The sequence below is a fragment of the Hymenobacter gummosus genome (assembly GCF_003970915.1).
Lineage (GTDB): Bacteria > Bacteroidota > Bacteroidia > Cytophagales > Hymenobacteraceae > Solirubrum > Solirubrum gummosum.
In genome coordinates this window covers 750,412-777,143 of sequence record NZ_RXOF01000001.1, presented here as the reverse complement: position 1 = coordinate 777,143, position 26,732 = coordinate 750,412, and the positions used below count along the sequence as shown (strand labels likewise).

Annotated in this window: 24 protein-coding genes; 14 read left to right on the top strand and 10 right to left on the bottom strand. The window is 64.7% G+C overall.

Annotation, left to right across the window (positions count from 1 at the left end):
- Both EJV47_RS03360 and EJV47_RS03355 read left to right on the top strand, forming a co-directional pair.
- Nucleotides 1-352, top strand: a 352-nt coding sequence (locus tag EJV47_RS03360) for a transposase (RefSeq protein ID WP_133372529.1), incomplete at its 5' end; no start/stop codon positions are given.
- A gap of 104 nt (nt 353-456) precedes the next feature.
- Nucleotides 457-1,956: a hypothetical protein gene (locus EJV47_RS03355; RefSeq protein WP_126691712.1), complete on the top strand. Its 1,500-nt coding sequence runs from the start codon at nt 457-459 to the stop codon at nt 1,954-1,956.
- A 21-nt stretch (nt 1,957-1,977) separates the two neighbouring features.
- On the opposite strand, the gene EJV47_RS03350 is transcribed toward EJV47_RS03355, so the two are convergent.
- Together EJV47_RS03350 and EJV47_RS03345 are read right to left on the bottom strand one after the other, a co-directional pair.
- The gene (locus EJV47_RS03350; protein WP_126691711.1) at nt 1,978-2,703 is read right to left on the bottom strand and encodes a glycosyltransferase family 2 protein; all 726 of its coding nucleotides are present in this window, start codon (nt 2,701-2,703) and stop codon (nt 1,978-1,980) included.
- Nucleotides 2,704-2,785: 82 nt separating this feature from the next.
- Entirely contained in the window at nt 2,786-3,577 is a 792-nt protein-coding gene (locus EJV47_RS03345; RefSeq protein ID WP_126691710.1) for an SDR family oxidoreductase, read from the bottom strand.
- A gap of 200 nt (nt 3,578-3,777) precedes the next feature.
- Here EJV47_RS03345 and EJV47_RS03340 point away from each other — a divergent pair, with 200 nt between their 5' ends.
- The 6 genes from EJV47_RS03340 (at nt 3,778) to EJV47_RS03315 (ending at nt 8,602) form a co-directional block, all read left to right on the top strand.
- The gene (locus EJV47_RS03340; protein ID WP_126691709.1) at nt 3,778-4,329 is read left to right on the top strand and encodes a 3-hydroxyanthranilate 3,4-dioxygenase; all 552 of its coding nucleotides are present in this window, start codon (nt 3,778-3,780) and stop codon (nt 4,327-4,329) included.
- 31 nt (nt 4,330-4,360) lie between these two features.
- Nucleotides 4,361-4,741 (top strand): GxxExxY protein, encoded by a 381-nt coding sequence (locus tag EJV47_RS03335; RefSeq protein WP_126691708.1) that lies wholly within the window; start codon nt 4,361-4,363, stop codon nt 4,739-4,741.
- 91 nt (nt 4,742-4,832) lie between these two features.
- Nucleotides 4,833-5,876 (top strand): amidohydrolase family protein, encoded by a 1,044-nt coding sequence (locus EJV47_RS03330; RefSeq protein ID WP_126691707.1) that lies wholly within the window; start codon nt 4,833-4,835, stop codon nt 5,874-5,876.
- Between the two features lie 91 nt (nt 5,877-5,967).
- Complete coding sequence (kynU, locus tag EJV47_RS03325; protein WP_126691706.1) at nt 5,968-7,275, top strand: kynureninase; 1,308 nt, start codon at nt 5,968-5,970, stop codon at nt 7,273-7,275.
- 89 nt (nt 7,276-7,364) lie between these two features.
- Nucleotides 7,365-8,000, top strand: a complete 636-nt coding sequence (locus tag EJV47_RS03320; RefSeq protein ID WP_126691705.1) for a hypothetical protein — start codon at nt 7,365-7,367, stop codon at nt 7,998-8,000.
- On the top strand, nt 7,949-8,602 hold the full coding sequence (locus tag EJV47_RS03315; protein ID WP_243650984.1) for an alpha-ketoglutarate-dependent dioxygenase AlkB family protein: 654 nt from the start codon (nt 7,949-7,951) through the stop codon (nt 8,600-8,602). The genes EJV47_RS03320 and EJV47_RS03315 overlap by 52 nt, the downstream gene beginning before the upstream one ends.
- Nucleotides 8,603-8,685: 83 nt before the next feature.
- On the opposite strand, the gene EJV47_RS03310 is transcribed toward EJV47_RS03315, so the two are convergent.
- Together EJV47_RS03310 and EJV47_RS03305 are read right to left on the bottom strand one after the other, a co-directional pair.
- A complete protein-coding gene (locus tag EJV47_RS03310) occupies nt 8,686-11,328 on the bottom strand; it encodes a TonB-dependent receptor (RefSeq protein WP_126691703.1) in 2,643 nt (880 codons plus the stop codon).
- A 176-nt stretch (nt 11,329-11,504) separates the two neighbouring features.
- Nucleotides 11,505-11,723 carry a hypothetical protein gene (locus EJV47_RS03305; protein WP_126691702.1) on the bottom strand — a complete coding sequence of 73 codons (219 nt, stop codon included), beginning with the start codon at nt 11,721-11,723 and terminating at the stop codon, nt 11,505-11,507.
- 194 nt (nt 11,724-11,917) lie between these two features.
- Between EJV47_RS03305 and EJV47_RS03300 the strand changes: the two genes are divergently transcribed.
- Nucleotides 11,918-13,312, top strand: coding sequence for an FAD-dependent oxidoreductase (locus EJV47_RS03300; protein WP_126691701.1), 1,395 nt, complete (start codon nt 11,918-11,920; stop codon nt 13,310-13,312).
- A gap of 166 nt (nt 13,313-13,478) precedes the next feature.
- On the opposite strand, the gene EJV47_RS03295 is transcribed toward EJV47_RS03300, so the two are convergent.
- Nucleotides 13,479-14,087, bottom strand: a complete 609-nt coding sequence (locus EJV47_RS03295; RefSeq protein WP_126691700.1) for a phosphatase PAP2 family protein — start codon at nt 14,085-14,087, stop codon at nt 13,479-13,481.
- 93 nt (nt 14,088-14,180) lie between these two features.
- Entirely contained in the window at nt 14,181-15,758 is a 1,578-nt protein-coding gene (rpoN, locus tag EJV47_RS03290; RefSeq protein WP_126691699.1) for an RNA polymerase factor sigma-54, read from the bottom strand.
- 260 nt (nt 15,759-16,018) lie between these two features.
- Here rpoN and asnS point away from each other — a divergent pair, with 260 nt between their 5' ends.
- Nucleotides 16,019-17,428: an asparagine--tRNA ligase gene (gene asnS, locus EJV47_RS03285; protein WP_126691698.1), complete on the top strand. Its 1,410-nt coding sequence runs from the start codon at nt 16,019-16,021 to the stop codon at nt 17,426-17,428.
- A gap of 55 nt (nt 17,429-17,483) precedes the next feature.
- Here the strand turns inward: asnS and EJV47_RS03280 are convergent, their stop codons facing one another.
- Together EJV47_RS03280 and EJV47_RS03275 are read right to left on the bottom strand one after the other, a co-directional pair.
- Nucleotides 17,484-17,849: a hypothetical protein gene (locus EJV47_RS03280; RefSeq protein ID WP_126691697.1), complete on the bottom strand. Its 366-nt coding sequence runs from the start codon at nt 17,847-17,849 to the stop codon at nt 17,484-17,486.
- A 151-nt stretch (nt 17,850-18,000) separates the two neighbouring features.
- The gene (locus tag EJV47_RS03275) at nt 18,001-18,246 is read right to left on the bottom strand and encodes a hypothetical protein (protein WP_126691696.1); all 246 of its coding nucleotides are present in this window, start codon (nt 18,244-18,246) and stop codon (nt 18,001-18,003) included.
- 92 nt (nt 18,247-18,338) lie between these two features.
- On the opposite strand from EJV47_RS03275, the gene EJV47_RS03270 reads away from it, so the two are divergent.
- The gene (locus EJV47_RS03270; protein WP_126691695.1) at nt 18,339-19,253 is read left to right on the top strand and encodes a T9SS type A sorting domain-containing protein; all 915 of its coding nucleotides are present in this window, start codon (nt 18,339-18,341) and stop codon (nt 19,251-19,253) included.
- Between the two features lie 138 nt (nt 19,254-19,391).
- Nucleotides 19,392-21,041 (top strand): FAD-dependent oxidoreductase, encoded by a 1,650-nt coding sequence (locus tag EJV47_RS03265; protein ID WP_126691694.1) that lies wholly within the window; start codon nt 19,392-19,394, stop codon nt 21,039-21,041.
- Between the two features lie 167 nt (nt 21,042-21,208).
- On the opposite strand, the gene EJV47_RS03260 is transcribed toward EJV47_RS03265, so the two are convergent.
- Nucleotides 21,209-21,907 (bottom strand): hypothetical protein, encoded by a 699-nt coding sequence (locus EJV47_RS03260; RefSeq protein ID WP_126691693.1) that lies wholly within the window; start codon nt 21,905-21,907, stop codon nt 21,209-21,211.
- A gap of 179 nt (nt 21,908-22,086) precedes the next feature.
- Between EJV47_RS03260 and EJV47_RS03255 the strand changes: the two genes are divergently transcribed.
- Complete coding sequence (locus EJV47_RS03255; protein ID WP_126691692.1) at nt 22,087-22,785, top strand: hypothetical protein; 699 nt, start codon at nt 22,087-22,089, stop codon at nt 22,783-22,785.
- Between the two features lie 84 nt (nt 22,786-22,869).
- On the opposite strand, the gene EJV47_RS03250 is transcribed toward EJV47_RS03255, so the two are convergent.
- Nucleotides 22,870-23,355: a hypothetical protein gene (locus EJV47_RS03250; protein ID WP_126691691.1), complete on the bottom strand. Its 486-nt coding sequence runs from the start codon at nt 23,353-23,355 to the stop codon at nt 22,870-22,872.
- A gap of 271 nt (nt 23,356-23,626) precedes the next feature.
- Here EJV47_RS03250 and uvrA point away from each other — a divergent pair, with 271 nt between their 5' ends.
- The gene (gene uvrA, locus EJV47_RS03240) at nt 23,627-26,725 is read left to right on the top strand and encodes an excinuclease ABC subunit UvrA (RefSeq protein ID WP_243650983.1); all 3,099 of its coding nucleotides are present in this window, start codon (nt 23,627-23,629) and stop codon (nt 26,723-26,725) included.
- Nucleotides 26,726-26,732 lie beyond the last annotated feature (7 nt).

Below are 26,732 nucleotides of genomic sequence, written 5' to 3'. Positions count from 1 at the left end.
CGCCCTGATCGAAAACGAGCGGCAGCTGGCCTCGTACGCCGGCCTGGACGTGGTGCAGCGCCAGAGCGGCCTCGCGGCCCGGGCCGCGCGCATCTCGCGCCGCGGCAACGTGCACCTGCGCCAGGCCCTGTACCTGCCGGCGGTCAGCAGCTTGCGCTACAACCCGCAGCAAATGGCCTTTTACGCCCGGCTGCGCGCCCGCCAGCCCAGCGGCAAACCGGGCGTGATTGCCGTCATGCGCAAGCTCTTGCTGCTGTGCTACTCGCTCTGGAAAAACGACCGGCCCTACGACCCGCACTACCACCCGGCGCGCCCGCCCCGCTCCGAAAAAGAAATAGCCCCGGCCGCGTGACGGGCCGGGGCTACGCAGGATGAACCCGCAGGCTCTCCTCAAACGAGCCCCAAGGTAAAAAACTGCTCCTGTTTCTTGCTTTCCATCACAGTATCTAACTCATGATGAGCTTCCGCGCAGGCTTCTGGACGAAGCGGTACAGCAGTAAAGTCTATTTCGCGGGCACGTTCGTGCTCTACGCTCTGTACCTGCTCACCACCTCGATGCAGGTGCAGCACTACGACGCGGGGTATTACTGGGGGCTGGCGCACAACTTCCGTAAGTACGACTTCTTCTCGCTCTACCACTTCAGCAGCGCGTTTCGGGGCTACCTGCTCCCGCTGCTGTACTACCCGCTGACGGTGGCAGAGGGCCTGTTTCTGGGCGCCCACACCAACGATGCCATCAAGGTAATCGGGGCGGCCTGGGCGGCGGGGCTGTTCGGGGTGGTGGCGCCCAAGCTCTGGGAGCGGGTCACCGGCACCACCCTCGGCACGGGGCGGCGGCTGCTGTTTGTGCTGCTGGGCTTCCTGTTCTGGCGCGACCATTTCAACTTCCTGCTCTCGGATTTTCCCGCTGTACTGGCCTTGCTGACCGCGCTGCTGGCCACTTGCTACGCCCCCCGGGCATGGGCGGGCCTGGTCGCGGGGGCCTGTATCACGGCGGCGCTCTACATCCGTCCCATCAGCCTGCTGGCCCTGCCGCCATTACTGTTGCTGCTGGTGTGGCAAGCGTGGCGGCAGCGGCAGCCAGGCCGCTCTTTGGGCCGGGCGCTGCTGACAACGCTAAGCGGCTTTGCCCTATCGTTTGCGCTGGTAGCCCTGCCCCAGTACCTGATCAACCGCAATAATTTCGCGCGGCACAGCCCCTTTGTATTAGGCTTAGGCGACGGCGACGAATTCAAAATCAATGGGGTCGACAACCTATACCTGTTCCAGCTCAACGAAGGATTACAGCTCCAGAAGTACGAGTCGAACGTGGGGCAGGACTATTCAAAGCTGCAGGTGTTCTACCTGGACCCTGCGGGCCGCAACCTGCTTGCGCAGACCCAAGCCGGGAGAAACAAGTTCGACACCTACGGCAAGTACTTCCGATTCGTAGCCCGGTACCCCTGCGATATGGCGGCGCTCTACACGAGGCACATCTTCAACGGGCTGGATGTGCTGTATCCTGGTCCGTACCTGGAGCGGGTGCTGGCCCCGACGCTGCCGGTGGCGCTGCCAAACTACTTGGTGCTGTTTCTGGCCGCGGTAGTGCTGGTGGCCCGGGGCGGGCGGGTGCGACCCTGGCAATGGCTGCTGCTGGCAGCCCTGCTGGTTACTTGTGCTGGTTCGGTGCCCACCGTGATTGAGTGCCGGTTCTTTCTGCCTTTGCATCTGTTGGTATACGCCCTCGTCAGCTTCGGTTGGCCCGCCAGCTGGACGTGGTCGGCCGCTACCCGCGAGCAGCGTCTGGGCTTCGGCCTGGCTGGCACCATGTGGGTGTTGGTATGCCTCGTCTTATCGGCCTCTACCCAGATGGCCCTGGAAGTGCAGCCCAAAACCCTGCAGCGCCTGCAGGAACCCACGCCGCAGGAACTGCAGGACCTGCAGCCCGAGCCCAACCCGAACCAGCCGACCTGGTAAAGCTGCCGACCCCCGGGCCCGCTAGCCGCGCAGCAGCCCGTACTTTATGATGCAGTAGATGGCGCGGAACCCGTCGCGCCAGCCGATTTTCTTGCCCTCGGCGTAGGTGCGGCCGTAGTAGCTGATGCCCACCTCGTAGATGCGCACCTTCGGCACCCTGGACACCTTGGCCGTGACTTCCGGCTCGAAGCCGAAGCGTTTTTCCTCCAGTTTCAGGCCCTGAATGATGTCGCGCCGGAACAGCTTGTAGCAGGTTTCCATGTCCGTCAGGTTCAGGTCGGTGAACATGTTGGAGAGGAAGGTCAGCATCTTGTTGCCGATGCTGTGCCAGAAGAACAGGATGCGGTGCGGGTTGCCGCCCATGAAGCGGGAGCCGTATACTACGTCCGCAAAACCCTTTAGAATGGGCTTGAGCAGCAGGTTGTACTCCTCCGGGTCGTACTCCAGGTCGGCGTCCTGCACGATGACGTACTCGCCCGTAGCCTCGCGGATGCCGGTGTGCAGCGCGGCGCCCTTGCCCTGGTTCACCGCGTGGCGCAGCAGGCGCAGCGGCATATCGGGGTGCTGGGCGGCGTAGCGGTTGATGGCTTCGCTGCTGCCGTCCTGCGAGCAGTCGTCCACCAGGATGATTTCCTTGCCGATGCCGCCCGTCAGCTCCAGTACCCGCAGCCGATCCAGGATTTCGTGGATGGTGCGGGCCTCGTTATACACCGGAATAACGATGGAAAGCGTGTTGAAAGAAGCCAAGGGAAGCCGGATGGTACGTGGAAGCGGCCCGGCACACGGCGCCGGATACTGCAAGTTTCGCGCTTTTTCTCAGGATTCCCGCCTACAGGCTGCCGGTGCGCCCGCCGTCCACCGGCAGGTTGATGCCGTTGACGTAACCGGCCAGCGGCGAGGCCAGAAACGCTACTGCCGCCGCCACTTCCTCGGCCTCCCCGAAGCGCCCGGCCGGAATCAGCCGCTTCATCTGGGTTTCCAGCTCCTCCACCGCGGTGCCGGTGCTGGCCGAGCGGGCTTCCAGCAGGCTGCTGTGCCGCTGCGTGAGCGTGGCGCCCGGCAGCACATTGTTCACCGTAATGCCGGAGGGCCCCAGCTCGTTGGCCAGCGTCTTGGCCCAGCTGGCCACCGCTCCGCGGGTAGTGTTCGACACGCCCAGGTTAGGCAGGGGCTGCTTCACCGAGGTGCTGATAACGTTGATAATCCGCCCGTAGCCGGCCGCCTTCATGCCCGGTACCAGGGCCTGGGCCAGCAGGTGGTTGCAGATCAGGTGCTGCTCCAGGGCCGCCCGCAAGTCGTCGATGGAGGCCGAGAGCAGGGGGCCGCCGGCCGGCCCGCCGGTGTTGTTCACCAGGATGTGAGTGGCGGGGTTCTTGGCCACGTACCCGGCCAGGCGCTCGGCCAGCTCGGCGGGGCGCGTGAAGTCAGCTACCAGGAAGTCGTGCTGCTGGCCGTGGTCGGCGGGCAGGGCGGCGGCTACTTCGCGCAGGGCGTCTTCGTTGCGGGCAATCAGGGTGACGTGGGCGCCGCGGGCGGCCAGCAGCTCGGCCACGGCCCGGCCGATGCCCTGGGTGCTGCCGCACACCACGGCGCGACGGTCAGTAAGTTGGTCGGTAAGCATGGCCGAAAGTAATAGGGTGACAGGCAAAACGTGACACGTGACAGGTTTTCGGGGCCAGGAGGAAAGAGGAAACTCGAGAAGACCAGCACGGGCAAGCGGCAGCTCGATTTTGAACAGTGGAGGTTAAAGTCTGAGCGTTCCGCCGGCAGTTTCTAACTTGTCACGTGTTACGTGTCACCTGTCACCCAACCACCCCAAACATGCCCGTTTCCCGCCCCTTCAACTTCCAGCAGTGGATTGACGAACACCGCCACCTGCTCAAGCCGCCCGTGGGCAACCAGCAGGTGTTCAAAGGCAACGACGACTTTATCGTGATGGTGGTGGGCGGCCCCAACGCCCGCAAGGACTACCACGTCGACGACAGCGAAGAGTTTTTCTTCCAGCTCGAAGGCGACATGACCCTGAAAATCATCGAGGACGGCCAGCCGGTGGACGTGCCCATCCGGGCCGGGGAGATTTTTCTGCTGCCCGCCGGCGTGCCCCACTCCCCGCGCCGCCCCGCCAACACGGTGGGCCTGGTGGTGGAGCGCTACCGCAAGCCCGGCGAGCTGGACGGCTTTCAGTGGTACTGCGAAAACTGCGGCACCAAGCTCTACGAGGAGTTTGCCGAAGTCACCGACATCGTGCAGCAGCTACCCGTCATCATGGGCCGGTTCTGGGACAGCCAAGAGCACCGCACCTGCAAGAACTGCGGCACGGTGATGGAAAGACCTCAGATGGTAACGGATGAAAAGACGGATAAGAACGGATAAGTTCTTGTGAGTCTTCCGCAGGCTGCTGGCTATGATTAATCTGGAAGAGTACAATGCGCTGACACATCAGATTATCGGGGCCGCTATGCAGGTGCACCGGACTATGAGCAGCGGCTTTCCGGAGGTTATTTACCAGCGGGCTTTGCTGATTGAACTGCAACGCCGCGGCCTCGCTGCCGAGCGTGAAATCGATTTGCCGGTCTATTACGCTGGCGAGAAGGTAGGCTCCCGTCGAGCCGATTTTCTCGTAGGGGGCTGCGTTTTGCTTGAGTTAAAAGCATTAGCTGGCCTTAACACAACGCATCAGGCCCAGCTGCTGGGCTACCTTGAAGCCTTCCGCATACCAGTCGGATTGCTGCTGAACTTCGGCGCGTCGCGTCTGGAGTACAAGCGTCTACTGAAGAACATTTAGGTCTGTGCCTTTTCGGCGCCCCACCCAACCGCGCCAGGCTCATCCTGACCCTCCCCACCCGTTTCATCCGTTAAAACATCCGTTCCCATCTGTGGTCATTGACATCCACACCCACATCCTGCCCAAACAGTGGCCCGACCTGCGCGAGCGGTACGGCTACGGGGGCTTCATCCGGCTGGAGCACCACAAGCCCTGCTGCGCCCGCATGATGCAGGACGACAAGTTCTTCCGCGAAATTCAGGACAACTGCTGGGACCCCGCCGTGCGCCTGCGCGAGTGCCAGCACTTCGGCGTCGATGTGCAGGTGCTCAGCACGGTGCCCGTCATGTTCAGCTACTGGGCCAAGCCGCTCGACGCGCTGGACCTGAGCAAGCTGCTCAACGACCACATTGCCGGCGTGGTGGCCGACTACCCCGACCGTTTTGCCGGCCTGGGTACCATTCCGCTGCAGGCCCCCGATCTGGCCATCAAGGAGCTGGAGCGCTGCGTGAAGGAGCTGGGCCTTATCGGCGTGCAGATTGGCTCCCACGTCAACGACTGGAACCTCGACGCGCTGGAGCTGTTCGAGGTTTTCGCGGCGGCCGAGGAGCTGGGCGCCTGCGTGTTTGTGCATCCCTGGGACATGATGGCCCAGCAGAAAATGCCCAAATACTGGCTGCCCTGGCTGGTGGGCATGCCCGCCGAAAGCACCCTGGCCCTTTGCTCGCTGATATTCGGCGGGGTGCTGGAGCGCCTGCCCCGGCTGCGCGTGGCCGTGGCCCACGGCGGGGGCACCTTCGCCAGCACCATCGGCCGCATCGAGCACGGCTGGCAGGTGCGCCCCGACCTCTGCGCCGTCGACAACCCCCGCAACCCGCGCGAGTACCTGGGCAAGTTCTGGGTGGATTCCTTGGTGCACGACCCGCTCATGCTCGACTACCTGGTGCAAACCCTCGGGGCCGACAAAATCACCCTGGGCACTGATTATCCCTTCCCGCTCGGGGAGCTGGAACCCGGCCAGCTGATTCGCAGCATGGCCTACCCGGAGGACGTGAAAGCCCGCATGCTCGGCCAGAACGCCCTCGACTGGATGGGCGCCTCCGAGGGCCAGGTGAGCCAGATACTGGCCGGCGTGACCCAGCGGCGGCAGGGTTAAATTCCGAGTCCGGCGTGGCATAGCAACTGCCCGCGCTACCGCTTGGCCGGCTTTAATTACGCCCGCATTTGCCCTGCCTATCTTTGCCCCGATGACTTCCGCCTTCCAGAATACCCTCGACTTCGCCCGCCAGCTCGACGCGCAGGATGCCTTGCGCCCCTTCCGCGACCGGTTTCACCTGCCGCCCGGCCCCGATGGGCAGCCGGCCGCCTACATGTGCGGCAACTCCCTCGGCCTGATGCCCAAAACGGCCCGCGCCGCGGTGGAAGCCGAGTTTCAGAGCTGGGAGGAGCACGCCGTGGAAGGCCACTTCCGGGAGCCTTCGCAGTGGATGCATTACCACCAGACGCTCACCGAAGCCTCGGCCCGCCTGGTGGGCGCCAAGCCCGTGGAAGTGGTGGTGATGAACAACCTCACCGTCAACCTGCACCTGCTGCTCATCAGCTTCTACCGCCCCGCCGGCCGCCGCTACAAGGTGCTGATGGAGGGCGGCGCCTTCCCCTCCGACCAGTACGCGCTGGAAAGCCAGGTAAAGCTGCACGGCTACCAGCCCGACGATGCCATCGTGGAGCTGCTGCCCCGCCCCGGCGAGCATACCCTGCGCACCGCGGACATCGAGGCCCGGATTCAGGCGCTGGGTGAAGAGCTGGCCCTGGTTATTCTCGGCGGCGTCAACTACTACACCGGTCAGGCCTTCGACATGCCGGCCATTACCCGCGCCGGCCACGCCGTGGGGGCCGTAGTGGGGTTCGATCTGGCCCACGCCGCCGGCAACCTGCTGCTGCACCTGCACGACTGGGACGTGGACTTTGCCTGCTGGTGCTCCTATAAGTACCTCAACTCCGGCCCCGGCGGCACCAGCGGGGTGTTCGTGCACGAGCGGTTTGCCAACCGGCCCGATTTGCCGCGCCTCGCCGGCTGGTGGGGCCACGATGCCACGGTGCGCTTCCAGATGAAAAAGGGCTTTCAGCCCATGCCCGGCGCCGCCGGCTGGCAGCTGTCGAATGCCCAGATTTTCCCCATGGCCATCCACCGCGCCGCCCTGGCCATTGTGGACGAGGCCGGTGGTATGCAGGAGCTGCGCCGCAAGAGCGAGCAGCTGACCGGCTACCTGGAGTATGTGCTGCACGCGGCTGGCCTGCCCGCCGAGGTACTCGAAATCATCACGCCCGCGGACCCCGCCCAGCGCGGCTGCCAGCTGTCCTTGCTGGTGCACCAGCAGGGCCGGCAGCTGTTTGATTTTCTCTCCGAGCGCGGCATCATGGCCGATTGGCGCGAACCGAACGTTATCCGCATTTCGCCGGTGCCGCTCTACAACTCGTTTGAGGACGTATGGCGCATCGGACAGGCCGTGGCGGCCTGGACAACCACGCTTACGCCCGCCGCGGCCAACCAATAGCCGCCCCGGCTGGTTTTGCGTATGATTTTCGGGCCCAGGCGCCGGCGTAGTGGCCGGCAGGTGCTGGCCGGCCCGTTTGCCCAACGACGATGGAAGACTACGCGGCCAAGATGGCCGGCAAAACCGACGCGGAGCTGAACCTGTACGTGGAGCGCCGCGCCGAATACCGCGACGACGCCGTGCTGGCCGCCCTAACCGAGCTGGAACGCCGCGGCCAGACTATTCCCGGCGCCGCGGCCCTGCGCACCGAGCTGGAAACCGCCATTCGGCAGGCCCCGGTGGCGGCGCCCGTGGCCCCGCCCTGGGCCCGCCCGGCGGCCGAGGAGGAAGAAGAAGAGCCGGCGGAGGACGTGCCGGCGCTGTACTCGCGCAGCGCCATTGCGTTGTTTTCGGTGGTGTTCTTCTTCGTGGTGGGCGCCGTGCTGATGCTGCTGAACCTGCTGCGCCTGCGGCGCTACGGCGGGGCAGCCCTGCTGATGGCCGTGGTAACCTGTCTGGTATCGGCGCAGGCCTACCTGCCGGCAGTGCTGGGCATCAACCCCTACTACGTCGGCACCAGCATCAACATCGTGGCGGCGCTGATTTACATCTTCGCCCTGTGGCCTTACTTTATCGGGCCGCAGCCCTACCAGCCGCGGGGCTGGCTGGTGCCCTTCCTGATTTCCTTCGGGGTGTGCCTGCTGATCCTGCGCCTGGCCGGTTTTTCGCCGCCGGTCACGCCCTGATCATGGCCCTGCAGCCGCTGCCCCTGCCCCAGGCCGACGTCCGCCTCGACCCCGCCTTCCTGCCGCCCGCCGCCGCCGCGGCCCTGCTCCAGGAGCTGACTGCCACCGTCGGCTGGCGGCACGAGCCCATCAAGCTGTTCGGCAAGGAAGTGCTGCAGCCCCGCCTCACCGCCTGGTACGGCGACGCCGGTGCCGCCTACCGCTACTCCGGCCTGACCATGCAGCCTGAGCCCTGGACGCCCGCCCTGCAGCAGCTGCGCCGGCGCGTGGAAACCGCCTGCGCCGCCGCCTTCAACAGCGTGCTGCTCAACCTCTACCGTCACGGCCAGGACAGCATGGGCTGGCACGCCGACGACGAGCCCGAGCTGGGCCCCGCGCCCGTCATTGCTTCCGTGAGCCTGGGCGCCCCGCGCCGCTTCCGCCTGCGCCCCCGCCCCGGCACCGGCCCCGCGCACCCGCCCCTCACGCTGGAGCTACCCGGCGGCAGCCTGCTGCTGATGCAGGGCCCCACCCAGCACTACTGGCAGCACGCCGTGCCCAAAACTGCCCAGCCCGTCGGCCCCCGCCTGAACCTCACCTTCCGCCGAATTATAGGCCAATAAGTGGCTGCAACCTTAAAACAAAACGGCTCTTCCCGCTAGGAAAGAGCCGTTTTTGTAACTCGGAGAAGGTCAAGCGGTACGACCTACTTGATATCCACCAGCAACCCCAGGTAGGCCAGGCGGCCGATGTTGGGGCCACCGTAAATCTGCACGTTGGTGCTGCCGGCCAGGTTCGAGCCGCCGGCCTGCAGGGTGGTAGCCAGCTTGGGGAAGCTGTAGCCCACGAAGGCGTCGAGCGAGCTGTAGTCTGCCAGCGTGCCCACCGCGAAGGGCGTCTCGTACAGGTGGCCCTGGGCCCAGCGGTAGTTTACCGAGTAGCTCAAAGCTCCGGCCGTGCCGCTGGCGCCCACGTTGAATTTGTGCTTGGGCGTGTTGAAGAAGGTCTGGAAGTTAGCGTCGGCTATGCGGGAGCGGTCCAGCACGTTCAGGCTGTAGTTGGCCGCCACCGTCAGGGGCTTCACGATGTTGTAGCTCAGGCCAGCCGAGGCCCCTTGCGTATGCACCTCCTGGCTGGCGTTGGTCCACACCTGCAGCACGCGCTGGGTACCGCGGGTGCCGTCGGGGTTGCCCAGAAAGCGTTGGGCGCCGATAAAGTCGTTGTACTGGCTGCGGAAGTAATTCAAGTCCACGTACAGCTTGCCGCTGAGCGTGCCGCGGTAGCCCACCTCGTAGGTGCTCAGGCGCTCCAGCTTCAGGGCGGCAATGTCAATCGGGGTCAGCGGACCGGTGGTGCCGCTGGGCAGCGCGAAGCCCTGGAAGCCGCTGCCCACGTTGCCCAGGAGCAGCACCGGGCCCACGTCGAGGCGGATGTACTGGTCGAGCTGGGTGGGGGAGCGGAAGGCGCGGCCGTAGCTGGCGCGGAAGCTGTGCTGGCGGTTCTCACCCGCCGAGTACACCACCGAAGCCCGCGGCGACACGGCCGGGTCGAAGTTCTTGAACAAATCCAGGCGGGCGGCCAGGGCCAGCTTCAGCCGGTCGTCCAGCATCTGGTGGCTCAGCTGGGTGTAGGCGCCCATTTCGTGGTTCTGGATGCGCTGGTTGTCGTCGGAGAAAAACTTACCGTCGGAACCCAGGCGGAACTTGCGGTAAGAGGCGCCCAGAATCAGGTTGGTCTTCTCCCCGAAGCGGAAATCGTACTGCGCGTTGCCCTCGTTCAGCAGGGAGCTGGGGTTCAGCCGCGCCCCGCGGCCGGGCGTATTGTCGGCAATGATGGCCGAGCGCAGCTGCCCGAACCGGGTGGTGCTGGGGTCGAGGCCGTTCGGGTTGTTGTTGGCGGCCGTCTGGGCCTGCACTTGGGCCTGCTCCATCGACGCCCCGGCCGCGCGGGCTTGCTTATACGCCAGGTTGTAGGTGCCGAAATACTGCTGGGCGTAGGTGGTGCTGGAGCCCTCCGTTACCGGCGAGTTCTGCAGGAACGCGCCCAGAAAGCCCAAATCGTAGGAGTCGTTGCCGAAGTCCTGGGTGGAGGAGCCGCGCAAAAACCACCGTTCCCCGCGCAGCTCGCCGCGGTACTGGTTGGTGCCGAAGTCGCGCAGGCGGTAGCGGCTGGAGCTCTGGTAGCTGGCCGTGCCGCGGTTGATGCTAGCCGCCACCGTCGCCTTGATCTTATCGGTGAGCAGGTACGACACCGTCGGCACCACCTTGAAGGCCTGGGCTTTATCGTCCTTGCCCAGCAGGGTTTGCTCTGTGAAGCCGGGCATGAATACCGTCTTGCCCACCAGCTCCGGGCTCACGCCCGTGGGGAAGGGCTGCGCCGCCGAGAAGGTGTTTCCCACGTCGCCGTAGCGGTTGACCGCGTCGTAGCCCAGGGGCGAGCCGGCCGCGTTGTTGGTGGGCGTCACGCGCAGGCTGGCCGCTTCGTAGTTGCTGGCCACCCAGTCGTCGGCCGTCAGGTACGAGCCCACCAGCTTGAAGGCGAAGCGCTTCCCGATTTTCTGGGCGTAGCGCAGCTGCCCGTCGAAGTACGAGCGTTGGCCGCCGCGCACCCGCGCCGTCAGCCCCTCGGTCACAAACGGGTCCTTGGAGTTCAGCAGCACCACCCCGTTGAAGGCGTTGGCGCCGTACAGGGCCGAGGCCGGCCCGTGAATCACCTCGATGCTGGCAATGTCCAGCTCCGGAATGCCCGTCAGGTTGCCCGAGTTGATGTTCAGCGAAGGCGACTGGGTGTCGAAGTAATCGACCAGCTGAATCACGCGCTCCGACTTGGGGGAGTTGAAGCCGCGGGTGCTCAGGCTGCTCATCACCATGCTCGTGGTATTCACGTCGATGGCCTTGAACTGGTTCAGGCTGGCCAGCGCGTCGGGCGGGGGCAGGCGCAGAATCTGGGCGGCGCCCACTTTCTCCACCGTCACCGGGGCCTGCTGCAGGGATTCTTCCACGCGCGAGGCGGCCACCACCACTTCGTTGAGCGTCACGGCCTCGTTGAGCGTCACCACCACGTCGGGCGTGGGCTTGCTCAGCGTCAGCTCGCGGCTTTCATAGCCCACGAAGGAAATGGAGATGGTGACCGGGCCGTTGCTGAAATCGGCCGGGAGGGAAAACTGCCCGTCGCGGTTGGTGCCGGTGCCGATGAGGGTGCCTTTCAGAAAGACCGTGGCGCCCGGAATCGGCTGGCCCGCGTCGTTGCGCACGACGCCGCCCACACCAGCTTCCGACTGCGCCATTGCCGCCGTTGCCGTCGCCAATACTCCACCCAACGCCAGCAGGCAGGGGTACATTTTTCGCATAAAAAAGGAGGGGGAAAACTACAAATACCGCCGCGTGTGGGTCCGGATACACTCGGCATGCATACAAATTTCGGATTAATCGGCGACATTCATATCATTCTGACTAATAGAATAATTATGGTGCTATAAATACGTAAAAATCCAGCAAATTCGACGGGTTAATCGGCCGGCGGGAATTAGTAGCGGATGTAAGGATGGCCGGTCAGGCTGGGGCAATCGGCTTCCCCAAGGATGAAGTCCCCGATCTGAAATTTGTACACGCTGGCGGGCAGCGGCGCGGCGGCATTAGGAGCTGGCGGAGCGGCGTCGGCACGCACGGGTTCGGTAGCGGAAACGGAATATCGTACGTGGGCCTTGGGCACTTTGGGCGCGGGCCATGTGAGTTCAAGGAACATCAGATGCGCGTTGGTTTTGGTACTAAATCATTAATCAATGTAACAATGTTCAAGGTATATGATTTTCACTGTATAAACGCAAGATTATGTTAGTTTTTTTTGTGACTTGTGGTCTGCCCAGAGCTGTTCGGGTGCTGCGGATACGAATGCACTAGCCAGAAACCCTTACTTTCGGTGCCACCCCAGCTTTCCCTATGTTATCCGTTGCTTCCGCCGATACCGGCGCGCCTACCCACCCCGACCACGTTCTGACGGTTACCGGCGCCGGCTTGGTTGGGTCCTTGCTGGCCCTGTACCTGGCCCGCCGCGGCCACGCCGTCGATATCTATGAGCGGCGGCCTGATCCGCGCCGCGCCGGTGCCGACGCTGGCCGCTCCATCAACCTGGCCTTGTCGGACCGCGGCTGGCGGGCCCTGGAAGGTGTGGGCATTGCCGAAGCGGTGCGCGAGGTGGCCATTCCGATGCACGGGCGGGTGATGCACGACGTGCACGGGCAGCTCAGCTATCAGCCCTACGGCCTGCCGGGCCAGAGCATCTACTCGGTGTCGCGGGCGGGGCTGAACCGGCGGCTGCTGGAGCTGGCCGAGGCCCAGCCCGGCGTGCGCGTGTTTTTCGGCCAGCAGTGTCTTGATGTGAACCTGCGCCAGCGCGAGTTGCACCTGCGCGACATCGAAACCGGCCGGGAGCAGCACGTGGCCTTCCGCCGCCTGTTCGGCACCGACGGGGCGTTTTCGGCCGTGCGCTCGGCCATGCAGAAGACGGACCGCTTCGATTACTCCCAGCGCTACCTGGAGTACGGCTACAAGGAGCTGACCATTGCGCCCACGCCCGAAGGCGGCTGGGCGCTGGAGAAAAATGCGCTGCACATCTGGCCCCGCGGGCGCTACATGATGATTGCGCTGCCCAACCTCGACGGCTCCTTTACCTGCACGCTGTTTTTCCCCTTCGAGGGCGAGGAGTCGTTTGCCGCGCTGAAAACGCCCGCCGACGTGACGGCCTTTTTCCAGCGCGTCTTCCCCGACGTGCTGCCGCTGATGCCGGAGCTGACCGACGACTTCTTCCACAATCCCACGTCTTCCCTGGTCACCGTGAAGTGCTTCCCCTGGTCGTTCGACGACGACGTGGTGCTGCTCGGCGACGCGGCCCACGCCATTACGCCGTTTTACGGGCAGGGCATGAACGCGGGCTTCGAAGACTGCCGCGTGCTCAACGAGCTGATGGAGCGTCACGGGGAGAACTGGGAACTGGTATTCCGCGAGTTTCAGCAGCTGCGCAAACCCAACGCCGACGCCATTGCCGATCTGGCCGTGTACAACTTCGTGGAAATGCGCGACCGGGTGGCCGACCCGCGCTTTCTGCTGCAGAAGAAAATCGAGGGCAAAATCTCAACTCAGTTTCCCGGGCAGTGGACCTCGCTCTACTCCCAGGTGACGTTTTCGCCCGACGTGCCCTACGCCGATGCCTGGACCAACGGCCAGCGCCAAGACGCCATCATGGCCCGCCTCATGCAGCACATCGACTCCGAAGCCGACTACGACACGCCGGAAGTGCAGGAGCTGGTAGCCCAGGAGCTGGCCCGGGCGAATTAAGCGGCATTCAAAGTCGTCCACAGCCGCAGGATTGAAGGTAAAAACCAACCGAGCTGCAGCGCAGCAGCACCTCTCCGCGTGGGAAGGGGCCGCTGCGCTGCAGCTCGGCTTTTCTTTGGGCTACTAGGGTCGCCGCGGATGATTCGCCACCGGCCCTTACGGGCTGTTACATGAGGCCCACGGCTACGGCCACGCCGGTGCCCAAGGCGAGGCCGGCGGCTACCTGAGCGGGCGTGTGGGCGCGCAGCTGCAGGCGGGCCCAGGCCACGGCAGCGGCGGCCAGCAGGGCAATGAGCCACCAGCCCAGGGCGGCCGGGCCCGCGGGGGAAGGCAACGGCAGCAGCAAGGCTAGGAAACCCACCGCGCCGCCCATGCCCACGCCGTGCGCGCTGATTTTCCAGCTCAGGGTGATGAGAATGGTCAGCAGCACCGACAGGGTAATGGCCCCGAACAGCCGGCTCAGCAGCGGGCCCGCCAGCGGCACCTGCGCCAGCAGCAGCGTGGCGGCGGCAAAGCAGGCGGCAGCTATCAGTAGCGGCACGGTGCGCTGCCGCCGGTCGGGCAGCTCCACCGAGGTGATGAAGCCCAGCCGCGCCAGCAGCCAGATCAGCAGGCCGGGCAGCACGAACGTCAGCAGCCAGACTTGCAGCAGCAGTGTAAGCGGTGGCTGGCCCACGCCGATCGGCAGGACGTAGCCAAGCAGCAGCAGCAGGTAAGTAGGCACCAGCAGCGGGTGCAGCAGCACGGACAGCCCGTAGGCCAGATGGTCTTTCAAGGAAGAAGGAAGAATGACGAAGGAGGAATGGGAAAAGACACTGGCCAGATCAGCCCGTTCTTCCTTCCTCATTCCTCCTTCTTCCTTAACGAATTACAGTTCCTTGCGCAGGCGGGCCACCGGGATGTTCAGCTGCTCGCGGTACTTGGCTACGGTGCGCCGGGCAATGTTGTAGCCGCGGGTGTTGAGCATCTTTTCCAGCTTGTCGTCGGAGAGCGGACGGCGCTTGTCCTCCGCATCGATGATTTCCTTCAGGATGTGCTTCACCTCCCGGCTCGACGCATCCTCGCCCGAATCGGTGGCAATGCCCTCGGAGAAGAAGTACTTGAGCGGGTAAATGCCGAATTCCGTCTGCACGGCCTTGGAGTTGGCCACCCGCGACACGGTGCTGATGTCCATGCCGATTTCGGTGGCTATGTCCTTCAGAATCATGGGGCGCAGCTTGCTTTCGTCGCCGTCGAGGAAAAACTCGCGCTGGTAGCGCACAATGGCGTCCATGGTGCGCAGCAGGGTGTTCTGGCGCTGCTTGATGGCGTCGATAAACCACTTGGCCGCGTCGAGCTTCTGCTTCACGAAGGTCACGGCTTCCTTGAGCTTCTTGTCCTTCTTGGCGCCCTTGTCGTAGGCCTGAAACATTTCCTGGTAGTCGCGGCTCACGCGCAAATCGGGGGCGTTGCGGGCGTTCAGGGTCAGGTTCAGCTCGCCGTTGTCGTTGGTCAGGATGAAGTCGGGAATGATGTACTGCACCCGGCCGCCGCCCGTGGGCCCCGAGCCGCCGGGCTTGGGATTGAGCTTCAGAATCAGGCTGATGGCGTCCTTTAGCTCGTCGTCTTCCAAGTCCAGCCGCTGCTGAATGCGGCTGTAATGCTTCTTGGTAAACTCGTCGAAGGTGTCCATCAGAATGTGCTGGGCGTGGTCCACCGTGTCGTCGTGGTGGCGGCGGTCCAGCTGCAGCAGCAGGCACTCCCGCAGGTCGCGGGCGCCGATACCGGGCGGGTCGAAGGTCTGGATCAGGCGCAGCACCTGCTCGATTTCCTCCTCCGAGGCGTCGACGTTCTGCGAGAAGGCCAAATCGTTGGCAATGGCACCCAGGTCGCGGCGGATGTAGCCGTCGGCGTCGATGGAGCCAATGAGCTGCCGGCCAATGGCTTCCAGCTTCTCGTCGAGGTCCATGAAGCGCAGCTGCTCAAACAAGGAGTCGGTGAGCGTCGAGCTGGTATCGGCCAGGGGCATGTCGCGCTCCTCTTCGTCGCCGCCGGTGTCGCCCTGCATCTTGTAGCCGGCTATTTCGTCGTCGTTGAGGTAGTCGTCGATGTCGAGGTCGTCAGATTCCTTCTGCTCGCTGGTATCCTCGTCCTTGGGCAGCTCGATTTCGGGCTCGGTGGGCTGCTCGAAGTCTTCGTCGAGGCTGTTTTCGTCGTTGTCGTATTCCTCACCTTCGCTCGGCTCGTCGGGCGTGTCGTCGGTATCGTCGCCAAACTCGTCGTCGGCGTCGTCATCGGCCATATCGGCCTCTTCGGCGTCGCCTTCTTCCAGGGCCGGGTTCATTTCCAGCTCCTCTTTGATGCGCATTTCCAGCTCCGCCGTAGGAATTTGGAGGAGCTTGATAAACTGTATCTGTTGGGGGGACAGCTTCTGCGAGAGAAGCTGCTTCATGTCCAGTCTTTGCATGGCAGCGGTAAGCGGTGCGGGGCGCCGAAATTAGCAGGCGCGGCCCTGCCAAATATAGCCTACTGTGTACTTGAGTTGGGGGGGAAAGGTTGGTAGGAGGGAAGTAGCCGGCTGGCCGGTAGCATGTAGCGCGGACTTCAGTCCGCGTTTGCCCGAACGTAACCGGAGCCGGGACGTCAGGGCACAACAATTGTTCAAGCAAACGCGGACTGAAGTCCGCGCTACTGTATTTTTGCCGGCTCAACTTCATTTCCAAGACGATGTCCGTCAGAAGATCAAGCGTAGAGGCACTGCTAACCAGCCAGGAGCTGGACCGGGAGGTGCTCGTGAAAGGCTGGGTTCGTACCCGCCGCGGCAATAAGTACGTGCAGTTTATCGCCGTCAACGACGGCTCGACGATTAATAATCTGCAGGTAGTAGCCGACGCTGAGAAGTTTCCGGAAGAGACGCTCAAGGACGTTACCACCGGCTCGTGCGTCTCGGTGAAGGGCCGGCTGGTGGCCTCGCAGGGCAAGGGCCAGACGGTGGAAGTGCAGGCCACCGAAATCGAGGTGCTGGGCAAAACCGACCCGGAAGTGTACCCGATTCAGCGCCGCGGCGCCGGGCAGCAGGGCATTTCGCTGGAGGAGCTGCGCAAGATTGCCCACCTGCGCCCGCGCACCAACACCTTCGGGGCGGTGCTGCGTCTGCGCCACACCCTGGCCTTCGGCATTCACCAGTACTTCAACGACCGGGGCTTCTTCTACGTGCACACGCCCATCATCACCGGCTCCGACGCCGAGGGTGCCGGCCAGATGTTCCGCGTAACCACGCTGCCCGACCAGAACCCGCCGCTGACCGAGGACGGCAAGGTGGACTACAGCCAGGATTTCTTCGGCAAGTCGACAAACCTGACCGTGTCGGGGCAGCTGGAAGGCGAGCTGGCGGCCATGGCTCTGGGCCAGATTTACACCTTCGGCCCCACCTTCCGCGCCGAAAACTCCAACACCCCGCGCCACCTGGCCGAGTTCTGGATGATCGAGCCGGAAATGGCCTTCTACGAGCTGGAAGACAATATGGACCTGGCCGAGGACTTCCTCAAGTACCTCGTGCGCTACGCCCTGGAGCGCTGCCCGGCCGACCTGCAGTTCCTCAACGACACCTACGACAAGGAGCTACTGAATCGTCTGCGCTTCGTCATCGACAACGACTTCCAGCGCCTGACTTACACCGAGGCGGTGGACATCCTGAAGTCGGCCAAGCAGAAGTTTGAATTCCCGGTGGACTGGGGCACCGATTTGCAGTCGGAGCACGAGCGGTACCTGGTGGAGAAGCACTTCAAGAAGCCAGTGATTCTGACGAACTACCCGAAGGACATCAAGGCTTTCTACATGAAGCTCGACGAGGACGGCCGCACCGTGCGCGCCATGGACGTGCTGTTCCCCGGCATCGGCGAAATCATCGGCGGCTCGCAGCGCGAGGAAAGCCTGGAGAAGCTGGAGCAGCGCATGCAGGAAATGCACGTGCCCGCCGAGGAGTTGTGGTGGTACCTCGACACCCGCCGCTTCGGCACGGCCCCGCACGCGGGCTTTGGCCTGGGCTTCGAGCGCCTGGTGCTGTTTGTGACCGGCATGACCAACATCCGCGACGTGATTCCCTTCCCGCGCTTCCCCAAGAACGCGGAGTTTTAAGCGGCCGCACGCGCCACAAGAGAGCCAGCACCACGCCAGTGCTGGCTCTCTTTATTCAGAGCAGCCGCAATACAGTGCGCTCGTAGAACGGCAAGTACTGCCTGGGCCGGGTGCGGGAACAGATACTGGTGGTTAAATAAGGCGTAACTCGCCGGTAATCTTTCCGAAAATCATTGGGCAGTGCATCCGTGCGCCAGCTGTAGACGAGGTAAGATTGACCGGCGCTGAACACATAGCCGCAGTCGGCGTCGCCGGCGGAGGTGCTGATGGAGACGGTGTCCTGCTGCACGCGTCCTTTGTAAAGGTGCTGCACCTTAAAGGTGAACCGCACAAGTCGGGTGGACCTTATAACCGGCTGGCCTTGGTCGATACCCACCGTGTCTTGGTAGAAGCGGACATGCTGGTCAATGAGCGTACCCATAAAAACCAGCTCAGCTCCCCGGTAGCTTTTGCCGATGCCGACCCGACCGCAGGAACAGGCCCAAGCGGAGCAAGTGCTACAAAGCAATAAGAGCGTCACCAAGAATCTAGACATGATGCAACGGGCTGATTTGCCACCGAAGCTAAGCGCTTCAGCAGTACCCCGCCAGCTCGCGCCCATCAACCGACACCAGCCAGTCCAGCCGCAGCTCGAAGCCGTCGGTGAGGCGCAGGTACTCCACTTTGTCGCGGATGTAAAGTGTGTCGATGATGCCGGTGACGGTGGACTCGGCGGGGCCGTTATCGGGCCGGTACACGATGAGGCAGGGCTGGCGCAGGGTGGCGCGGGCTTCCAGCTCGTCGTAGAAATTGCAGCTGATGGGGCGGTAGGTGCTCATGGCGTGCGGGTTAGATGAAGATACGATGAAGTTTAGGGGCCAAGTCGCTAAATTTAAAGCAACACCTACCCTTTAACCACCCCAACACACACATGATTGCACAACTACGCTCATTGACGGCCGCCGGCATGCTGGTAGCTGCCACCCTCGCGGGCTTCGGCGCCCAGGCGCAGACCACCGTCGTTATTGGCACCGGCACCACGGCGGGCTCCACCAACGTGCTGCTGAGCACCAGCACTACCACCAACAAGTACTCCCGCACGCTGAGTATCTACACGGCCGCCGAGCTGCAGGCCGCCGGGGCTCGGGCCGGCTCCATCACGCGCATCGGCTGGTATAAGGACGGCACCGGCGAGTACCCGACCACCGACGCGCAGATGACCATTCTGCTGAAAAGCACCACCGCCGCCGCTCTGCCCGGCGACCCTGTCACCTGGGCCACCGAAGCCGCCACGGCCACGCAGGTGTACAGCAACAACGCGTTGAGCCTGCCCACCGGCACCGGCTGGAAGGACTTCACCCTCTCGGCTCCCTTCACCTGGAACGGCACCGACAACGTGGAAGTCCTGGTCGACTGGTTCCGCAACAGCGCCCCGACGGGCAACATCAACTGGCGCTACACGGCCGTGACGACGGCCTCCGGCCTGCACGCCACCCAGGTCAATGCCAATAGCATCCCGACGGTGCGCCTGGCCCCGAACCGGCCCAACATTCAGTTTACCATGACCATTGCCAACGCCACCCGCGGCGGCCGGCAGGTAAACAACTGGGCCACGGTGGCCCCGAACCCCTTCGAGCAGCAGCTGACCGTGCGTCTGCTGCAGCCCGGCAGCCAGCCGGTGGCCGCCACCCTCACCGACGCGCTGGGCCGCGTGCAGCTTCGCCAGACGCTGACAGCCCGCGCCGAGCAGACCCTGGCGCTGCCCGCCGCCCTGGCCCGGGGCGTGTATTTCCTGACGCTGAGCAACGGCGCCCAGCAGCAGACGCTGCGCGTGGTGCGCCAGTAACGCTGTCGGTCATGGAGTAGTTGATTCACAGGTTGATAACGGCCGCCGGGTACCAGCCCGGCGGCCGTTGTGCGTCGGGGGCAGGCCAACCCGAAGTAGGGCAGGACCGTTGAGCTTACGAACCAAGCCCGCCGCCCCATGTCCCTTGCCCCCGAATATGATCTGGCTGCCGTTGATGCCCTGCAGGACGGGGAGCTGAAGGCCTTTCCCGCCGCCGATACCCAGGTGCTGCTCGTGCGCGAGGCCGGCCAGTACCACGCCTTCGCCGCCCGCTGCCCGCACTACGGCGCCCCGCTGGAAAAGGGCCGCGTAGTCGACGGGCAGCTGGTGTGCCCCTGGCACCACGCCTGCTTCCGCGTGCCCGGCGGCGAGCTGTGCGAGCCGCCCGCCCTCGACGATTTGCCGAGCTACCCGCTGCGCATCAAGGACGGGCGGGTGCTGGTGACGCTGCCGCCCGCCGCGCCCCGGGTGCCGGCGTCGCCCGACGCGCCGCCCACGGCCGAAACCGGCGGTGCCGAGCCGGCCGGGGCCGCCGCCGAAACCGCCGATGAGCGCACCTTCGTAATCGTGGGGGCCGGGGCCGCTGGGCAGATGGCTGCCCAGACGCTGCGCACCGAGGGCTTCACGGGCCGTCTCGTCCTGCTCGGGGCCGAAGCCGAACTGCCCTACGACCGTACCAAGCTCAGCAAGAGCTACCTGGCCGGTAAGGCCCCCGACGAGGCCTTGCCGCTGCGTCCAACCGATTTCTACGCCCGCCACCGCATCGAGCACCGCGCCGACGCGCGCGTGACCAGCCTCGACCCCGCCCAAAAGACGCTGCAACTGGCCGACGGCACGCAGCTTCCGTACGATGCGCTGCTGCTCTGCCCCGGCAGCGTGGCCCGCACCTTGCCCCCCAGCGTACCCGGCCACGATTTGCCCGGCCTGTTTACCCTGCGCAGCCACGTCGATGCCCGCCGCCTGCGCGACGCGGCCCAGGATGCCCGGCACGTGGTGGTGGTGGGCGGCAGCTTTATCGGCATGGAGGCGGCCGCCAGCTTGGCGGGGCCGCCGGAGCGCGCGGTGACGGTGCTGGCCTCGGAGGCCGAGCCCTTCGCGAAAGTGCTCGGCCCGCGCATCGGGGCTATGTTCCGGCAGCTGCACGAGGAGCACGGTGTCCAATTTCGCGGTGGGGCGCGGCTGGCCGGGCTGAGCACCGGCCCCACCGGCCAGCTGGCCACCGTCGCGCTGGAATCGGGTGAGACGCTGCCGGCCGATCTGGTGGTGCTGGGCATCGGGGTGCGGCCCGCCACTGATTTCCTGGACGGGGTGCTGCCGCTGACCAAGGACGGTGGCCTGAAGGTGGGCCAGCGGCTGGGCGTGCAGGGGGGCATCTGGGCCGCCGGCGACGTGGCCCGCTTCGAGCTGCACCCGGCTGGCGGGTCGGCCCGCATCGAGCACTGGCGCGTGGCCCAGCAGCAGGGCCGCATAGCTGCCCTGAACATGCTCGGCCGCCCAACCACTTTCGATAAGGTGCCCTTTTTCTGGACCCAACAGTTCGGCAAAAGCCTGCGCTACGCCGGCCACGCCGAAGGCTTCGACGACATCATCTACCACGGCGAGGTGGAAAAGCAGGATTTCCTGGCCCTGTACGTGCGCGAAGGCCGCATCCTGGCCGCGGCCGCCATGAACCGCGACCCGGACATGATTTGCATCGAAGCCCTGCTGGCCCTAGAGCAAATGCCCACGCCTCAGCAGGCCCGCCAGCCGCTCGATTGGGCGGTTCTATTGGCGAAGGCGCAGCAGTGAGCTGATTTGGTGTAAGTTAGGCGACTTGCAGCGTGAGTTGAACACAAAAAGGCCCCGAGCAGACGCTCGGGGCCTTTTGATATTGGGCGACAGGCTATTCTGAAGCTTGGTCGTTCAGATCAAATCAGGCCGTTAGGCAGCAGCATCTTGAACCGGAACGTAGCCGCTTAGCGCACCTGGCCCCGCCGACCGCCGGGACCGTTGCCGTTGCCGAAGCCGCCATTGCCACCGGGGCCGTTACCCTGGCCGCGGCCCGGCTGGCCCTGCCCGAAATCGGGGCGGCCGTTGCCGGGCGTGTCGCGGCGGCCGTCGTAGCCGCCGCGGCGGTCATCCTGGTCGTAGCGGCCATTGCGGTTATTGTCGTAACGGTCGTAGCCGCCGCGGCCGGGGCCGTTCTGGCTATAGGGGCGGTTGTCGTAGCGGCCGGGCTGGTTGCGGTAGCCGTTGGCGTAGCCGCCCGGCTGCCAGCGCGGGCCGGGCGCCGAGCGGTAGTAGCCGGGGCGCCAGCCGCGGGTGTTGCAGTAAGCGCGGTGGTCGTAAATCAGGCCCCAGGGCTGCCGGCCCACGTACTGCACCACCACGGGGTGAAAGTAGCGCGGGTCGTAGCCGGCGTAGTAGGCGGGCAGCGCCGGGGTGCTGACCCAGGCGTTGTAGTACGGATCGAAGTACACGTACGACTGCGTGTACAGGTCGTAGTAGCCGTCGATTTCGGGAATGTAGTAGTACTGCACCCCGGGCCCGACGGCCGGCCCCCAGGCGGGGGCACCGACGTTGACGTTGACCTGCACCTGGGCCTGCGCCGGGCTACTGCCAAACAGCAGCGCCAGCAGCACCAGGGGCAGAGCGGGCTTGAGCAAGAATCTCATGGCGGAAAAGAAAAAGAAGTGACTCTGCCTCAACGCAAAAACGGCACCACAATTTGGCGCGGATGAGCAGGTGACGTACCCTGATAAGGCAGCGCCGGGCCGCCGGGTTCCGTACGCAGCCTTATGGCCGTCCCGCTGCGCCGCTGCTGGCTTCCGGCGACGACTCGTTATACTGCCGCATGATTCGCCTTCCACTCTACCTGCTGGGCAGCGCGCTGCTGCTGGCCTGCTCGCAGGAGCGCCCGGGGGCCGCCGCTCGTCCCACCGAAGCGTCCACTGATTCTGTTACCGCCGCTGCTACCCGGGACTCCATAATGGCGCAGGTTGGAGAAGGTTTCGAATTCTCCGACAGCACTACCTCCTTCATCAAATGGCCCGCGCCGTTTCAGCCGGATGCCGCCCGCCAGTGCCGGCGCCGGGCACGGCGCGCCGTCGTCATTTACCAGCGCCCGGCTGCCGGAGCGGCGAAGTTCGGGCAGTTGGCGGCCGGCGAAGAGGTGACGCTGGCCGCCCGCACCGCCGCCGGCTGGGTGGGCTTCGACCCGGGCACGGCGCAGGCCGCTAATGTGGGCATCTTCCGCCTGCGCTGGGTACGCGCCGCCGAGGCCTTTGCGCCGGCCGACAGCTGCGCCCGGTTGCCCCTGGTAGACGCGCCACCCGCGGGCTGCCTGCTGATGGCCGCCCGCCCGGTCGAGGGCCGGATGGAGTTTGCTCCCGATATGTTTATGTACTTCACCATCCCGACGGGCAGCTACGCCCGGGTGCTGCAGGCGGCCAGGCCGGATGCCCAGGGCCGCATTCTGGTAGCCGTGCCGGGCTGGGAGCAGCCGGGCTACGTGGACCAAGCCGACGTAAGCCTGAGCGGCCCCTGCCGGTAAGCGTGCATGTAAAAAGGAGGCCCCGGCTTATCACCAGGGCCTCCTTGCCGTTGGTGCGGCTACGGTAGCAGCGCAACTTAGGGCTTAGTGCTTGCCTTTGCCCTTGCCGTTGCCGTGTCCATTGCCGTGGCCTTTGCCTTTACCACCCGGGCCATCGACCACGATAACCTGGCCGCCGCCGGGGGCTACGTAGGCGCCCCGCATCTTCTTGGCCTGGCCGGGAGGCATGCCGTGCGGGTGGCCGTACTTGGTTTTGTGCGTGGTGTAGCCCACCCAGGGCTGGGCGCCCACATAGTCGATGACGACGGGGTGGAAGCCGCTGGGGTTGTAGCCATTGAGCGAGGCCACGCGGGCCCACTGCCCATTGCGCTGCACGATGTACTGCTGGGCGCGCAGGTCGTAGTAGCCGCCGTACTCGGGCACGTAGTAGTACTGGGTGCCGGCCGGCGCGGCCACGCCCCAGCTGGGGATGTTGATATTGACGTTGACCTGCGCCTGGGCGCTGGTCAGCAGGCCGCTCGTGCCCGTCAGGAGCAGGGCGGCCAGCGTGGTGCGAATGAGCGTTTTCATGGGAAATGACGGTGTGGGGAAACAACGTTGGCGAGGCAAGTGGCAACAACAGCGCCAAACTACGCCGCTGCGCATACGTAACGAACAGCAGCGGCGGCTAAAGCTGCCGGGCCCGTGCGACGGATGCCCGAACGAAAATGCGGCCCGCGGGGTTAAACCCTTCTGCAACCCGCTTAGCCAATCCGGCTAATTCCGCTAGCAAATAACTTGTTGCGGCTGGCGTGCGGGAGGCATTTAACGTACTTTCGCGGGCTTATCTGCTACGCACTGCATGGCTAAGAAAAAACCAGCGGCTCCGGCCGCCGCCGAAGCTCCGGCCAAGGCGACCAAGAAGTCTGCCACCGCGGCCGCGCCGCGCGCCAAAGCCGCCAAGGCTCCGGCCGAACCCGCTGCTATTGGTACCGACGAGCCGCCCGTAGCCAGCAACGGCCACGCGCCTTCGCCGGCGGCCGTAGCGGCCCCGGCCCGCACGGCCACCCACTCCTCGGCCGCCACCATCGAGGCGCCGTTCATCGAGGTGTACGGGGCGCGGGAGCACAACCTGAAGAACGTCTCGGTGCAGATTCCGCGCGGCAAGCTGGTGGTCTTCACCGGCATCAGCGGCTCGGGCAAGTCTTCGTTGGCCTTCGATACGATTTACGCCGAGGGGCAGCGCCGCTACATGGAGACGTTTTCGGCCTACGCCCGCTCCTTCATGGGCGGCCTGGAGCGCCCCGACGTGGACAAGATTGAGGGCCTGTCGCCGGTTATCAGCATCGAGCAGAAGACGACCTCGCGCAACCCGCGCTCCACGGTGGGCACCATCACCGAGATTTACGACTTCCTGCGCCTGTTCTACGCCCGCACCGCCGAAGCCTTTAGCTACGTGACGGGCAAGAAGATGATCCGGCAGTCCGACGACCAGATCATCAACTACATCCTCAAGCACTTCGAGGGCCGCAAGCTGGTGGTGCTGGCGCCGGTGGTGAAGGGCCGCAAGGGCCACTACCGCGAGCTGTTCCAGCAGATTGCCAAGCTGGGCTTCACCAAGGTGCGCGTCGACGGGGAGCTGCTCGACATCACCAGCAAGATGCAGGTGGACCGCTACAAGATCCACGACATCGAAATCGTCATCGACCGGCTGGTGGTGAAGGAGGACGACCGGTTCCGCCTCTCGGGCTCGATGCAATCGGCGCTGACGCACGGCAAGGGTACGGCCCTGGTACTCGACCCCGACGCGAACAAGACGCAGTTCTTCTCGCGCTTCCTCATGGACCCGGCCACCGGTATTGCCTACGACGACCCGGCGCCCAACACCTTCTCCTTCAACTCGCCCTACGGCGCCTGCCCCGTGTGCAACGGCCTGGGCGAGATTCAGCAGATTACCGAGGAATCGGTGATGCCGGACCCCAAGCTGAGCATCAGCCGCGGCGGCATTGCGCCCCTGGGCGAGTACCGCGACATCTGGATTTTTCAGCAGCTGAACCTGATTCTCAAAAAGAACAAGGCCTCGCTGACCACGCCCATCGAGAAGCTGCCGCGGGAACTGGTGGAGCGCCTGCTCAACGGCGTGCCCGAGCCCGACGACGAGGACGACAAGAAGAAAGCCACTTACTCGGAGCCGTTCGAGGGCATCATTCCCTTCCTGCGCCGGCAGATGGAGTCCGATTCGGAGAACATCCGCGAGTGGATTCAGCAGTACACCCAGGCCACCGAGTGCCCGGAGTGCCACGGCTACCGGCTGAAGAAGGAGTCCCTGCACTTCAAAATCGACCAGAAGCACATCGGCGAGCTGTCCATCATGGACATCGGTGAGCTGAGCCGCTGGTTTGAGGGCCTGGAAGACCGGCTGACCGACCGCCAGAACCTGATTGCGCGGGAATTGCTCAAGGAAATCCGCAAGCGCATCGGCTTCCTGCTGGAAGTGGGCCTGGAGTACCTGAACCTGCACCGCTCCGTCCGCACCCTCTCGGGCGGCGAGTCGCAGCGCATCCGCCTGGCCACGCAGATCGGCACTCAGCTGGTGGGCGTGCTCTACATCATGGACGAGCCCAGCATCGGCCTGCACCAGCGCGACAACGAGCGGCTGATCAACGCCCTGAAGCACCTGCGCGACCTGGGCAACTCCGTCATCGTGGTGGAGCACGACAAGGACATGATCATCCACGCCGACCACGTGCTCGACATCGGGCCCGGCGCGGGCATTCACGGCGGGCACGTGGTGGCCGAAGGGGAACCGGACGCGTTTCTGCGCAGCGGCTCGCTCACGGCCCAGTACTTGAGCGGCGAAAAGCACATCGAGCTGCGCAAGAAAAAGCGCGAGGGCCACGGCACCGAGCTGCTGCTGAAAGGCGCTAAAGGCCACAACCTCAAGAACGTGACCCTGAAAGTCCCGCTAGGTAAGCTGGTGGCCGTGACGGGCGTATCGGGCTCGGGCAAGTCGTCCCTGATTCACGACACGCTGTACCCCATCCTGAACAAGCACTTCTTCAACGCCAAGAAGGAGCCGCTGCAGTTCCAGACTATCGAGGGCCTGGAGCACCTGGACAAGGTTATCGAGGTCGACCAGTCGCCCATCGGCCGCACGCCGCGCTCCAACCCGGCCACGTACACCGGCGTGTTCACCGAAATCCGCCAGCTGTTCTCGAACCTGCCGGAGGCCAAAATCCGGGGCTACGGGCCGGGGCGCTTCTCCTTCAACGTGAAGGGCGGCCGCTGCGAAACCTGCGAGGGCGCCGGCATCCGCACCATCGAGATGAACTTCCTGCCCGACGTGCACGTGCAGTGCGAAACCTGCAAGGGCCGCCGCTACAACCGCGAAACGCTGGAAGTGCGCTTCAAGGGCAAGAGCATCACCGACGTGCTCGACATGACCATCGAGAAGGCGGTGGAGTTCTTTGAGAATCAGCCGCGTATCCTGCGCAAAATCAAGACGCTGGACGACGTGGGCCTGGGCTACATCACGCTCGGGCAGCAGGCCACCACGCTGTCGGGCGGGGAGGCGCAGCGCGTGAAGCTGGCCACCGAGCTGAGCAAGAAGGACACCGGCAAAACCTTCTACATCCTCGACGAGCCCACCACCGGCCTGCACTTCGAAGATATCCGGCACCTGTCGGACGTGCTGCAGAAGCTGGCCGACAAGGGTAACTCGGTGCTCATCATCGAGCACAACCTGGACCTGATCAAGGTCGCCGACCACATCATCGACCTCGGGCCCGAGGGCGGCGCGGGTGGCGGCACCATCGTGGCCCAGGGCACGCCCGAGCAGGTGGCCAAGGCCAAGAAAAGCCACACGGCCCGCTTCCTGGCCGAGGAGCTGAAAGTCAGCAAGTACGCCGAGGAAAAGCCCGTGGACAAGGGCACCGACAACGGCGAGGAGCAGGCCGCCTAGCCGCTGC

Excerpts from the sequence above, each read along its gene's own strand:
- EJV47_RS03355 (WP_126691712.1), top strand. The coding sequence starts at position 457 with ATGAGCTTCCGCGCAGGCTTCTGGACGAAGCGGTACAGCAGTAAAGTC.
- EJV47_RS03345 (WP_126691710.1), bottom strand. The coding sequence starts at position 3,577 with ATGCTTACCGACCAACTTACTGACCGTCGCGCCGTGGTGTGCGGCAGC.
- EJV47_RS03340 (WP_126691709.1), top strand. The coding sequence starts at position 3,778 with ATGCCCGTTTCCCGCCCCTTCAACTTCCAGCAGTGGATTGACGAACAC.
- EJV47_RS03335 (WP_126691708.1), top strand. The coding sequence starts at position 4,361 with ATGATTAATCTGGAAGAGTACAATGCGCTGACACATCAGATTATCGGG.
- kynU (WP_126691706.1), top strand. The coding sequence starts at position 5,968 with ATGACTTCCGCCTTCCAGAATACCCTCGACTTCGCCCGCCAGCTCGAC.
- EJV47_RS03320 (WP_126691705.1), top strand. The coding sequence starts at position 7,365 with ATGGAAGACTACGCGGCCAAGATGGCCGGCAAAACCGACGCGGAGCTG.
- EJV47_RS03310 (WP_126691703.1), bottom strand. The coding sequence starts at position 11,328 with ATGCGAAAAATGTACCCCTGCCTGCTGGCGTTGGGTGGAGTATTGGCG.
- EJV47_RS03305 (WP_126691702.1), bottom strand. The coding sequence starts at position 11,723 with ATGTTCCTTGAACTCACATGGCCCGCGCCCAAAGTGCCCAAGGCCCAC.
- EJV47_RS03300 (WP_126691701.1), top strand. The coding sequence starts at position 11,918 with ATGTTATCCGTTGCTTCCGCCGATACCGGCGCGCCTACCCACCCCGAC.
- rpoN (WP_126691699.1), bottom strand. The coding sequence starts at position 15,758 with ATGCAAAGACTGGACATGAAGCAGCTTCTCTCGCAGAAGCTGTCCCCC.
- asnS (WP_126691698.1), top strand. The coding sequence starts at position 16,019 with ATGTCCGTCAGAAGATCAAGCGTAGAGGCACTGCTAACCAGCCAGGAG.
- EJV47_RS03280 (WP_126691697.1), bottom strand. The coding sequence starts at position 17,849 with ATGGGTACGCTCATTGACCAGCATGTCCGCTTCTACCAAGACACGGTG.
- EJV47_RS03275 (WP_126691696.1), bottom strand. The coding sequence starts at position 18,246 with ATGAGCACCTACCGCCCCATCAGCTGCAATTTCTACGACGAGCTGGAA.
- EJV47_RS03270 (WP_126691695.1), top strand. The coding sequence starts at position 18,339 with ATGATTGCACAACTACGCTCATTGACGGCCGCCGGCATGCTGGTAGCT.
- EJV47_RS03265 (WP_126691694.1), top strand. The coding sequence starts at position 19,392 with ATGTCCCTTGCCCCCGAATATGATCTGGCTGCCGTTGATGCCCTGCAG.
- EJV47_RS03260 (WP_126691693.1), bottom strand. The coding sequence starts at position 21,907 with ATGAGATTCTTGCTCAAGCCCGCTCTGCCCCTGGTGCTGCTGGCGCTG.
- EJV47_RS03255 (WP_126691692.1), top strand. The coding sequence starts at position 22,087 with ATGATTCGCCTTCCACTCTACCTGCTGGGCAGCGCGCTGCTGCTGGCC.
- EJV47_RS03250 (WP_126691691.1), bottom strand. The coding sequence starts at position 23,355 with ATGAAAACGCTCATTCGCACCACGCTGGCCGCCCTGCTCCTGACGGGC.
- uvrA (WP_243650983.1), top strand. The coding sequence starts at position 23,627 with ATGGCTAAGAAAAAACCAGCGGCTCCGGCCGCCGCCGAAGCTCCGGCC.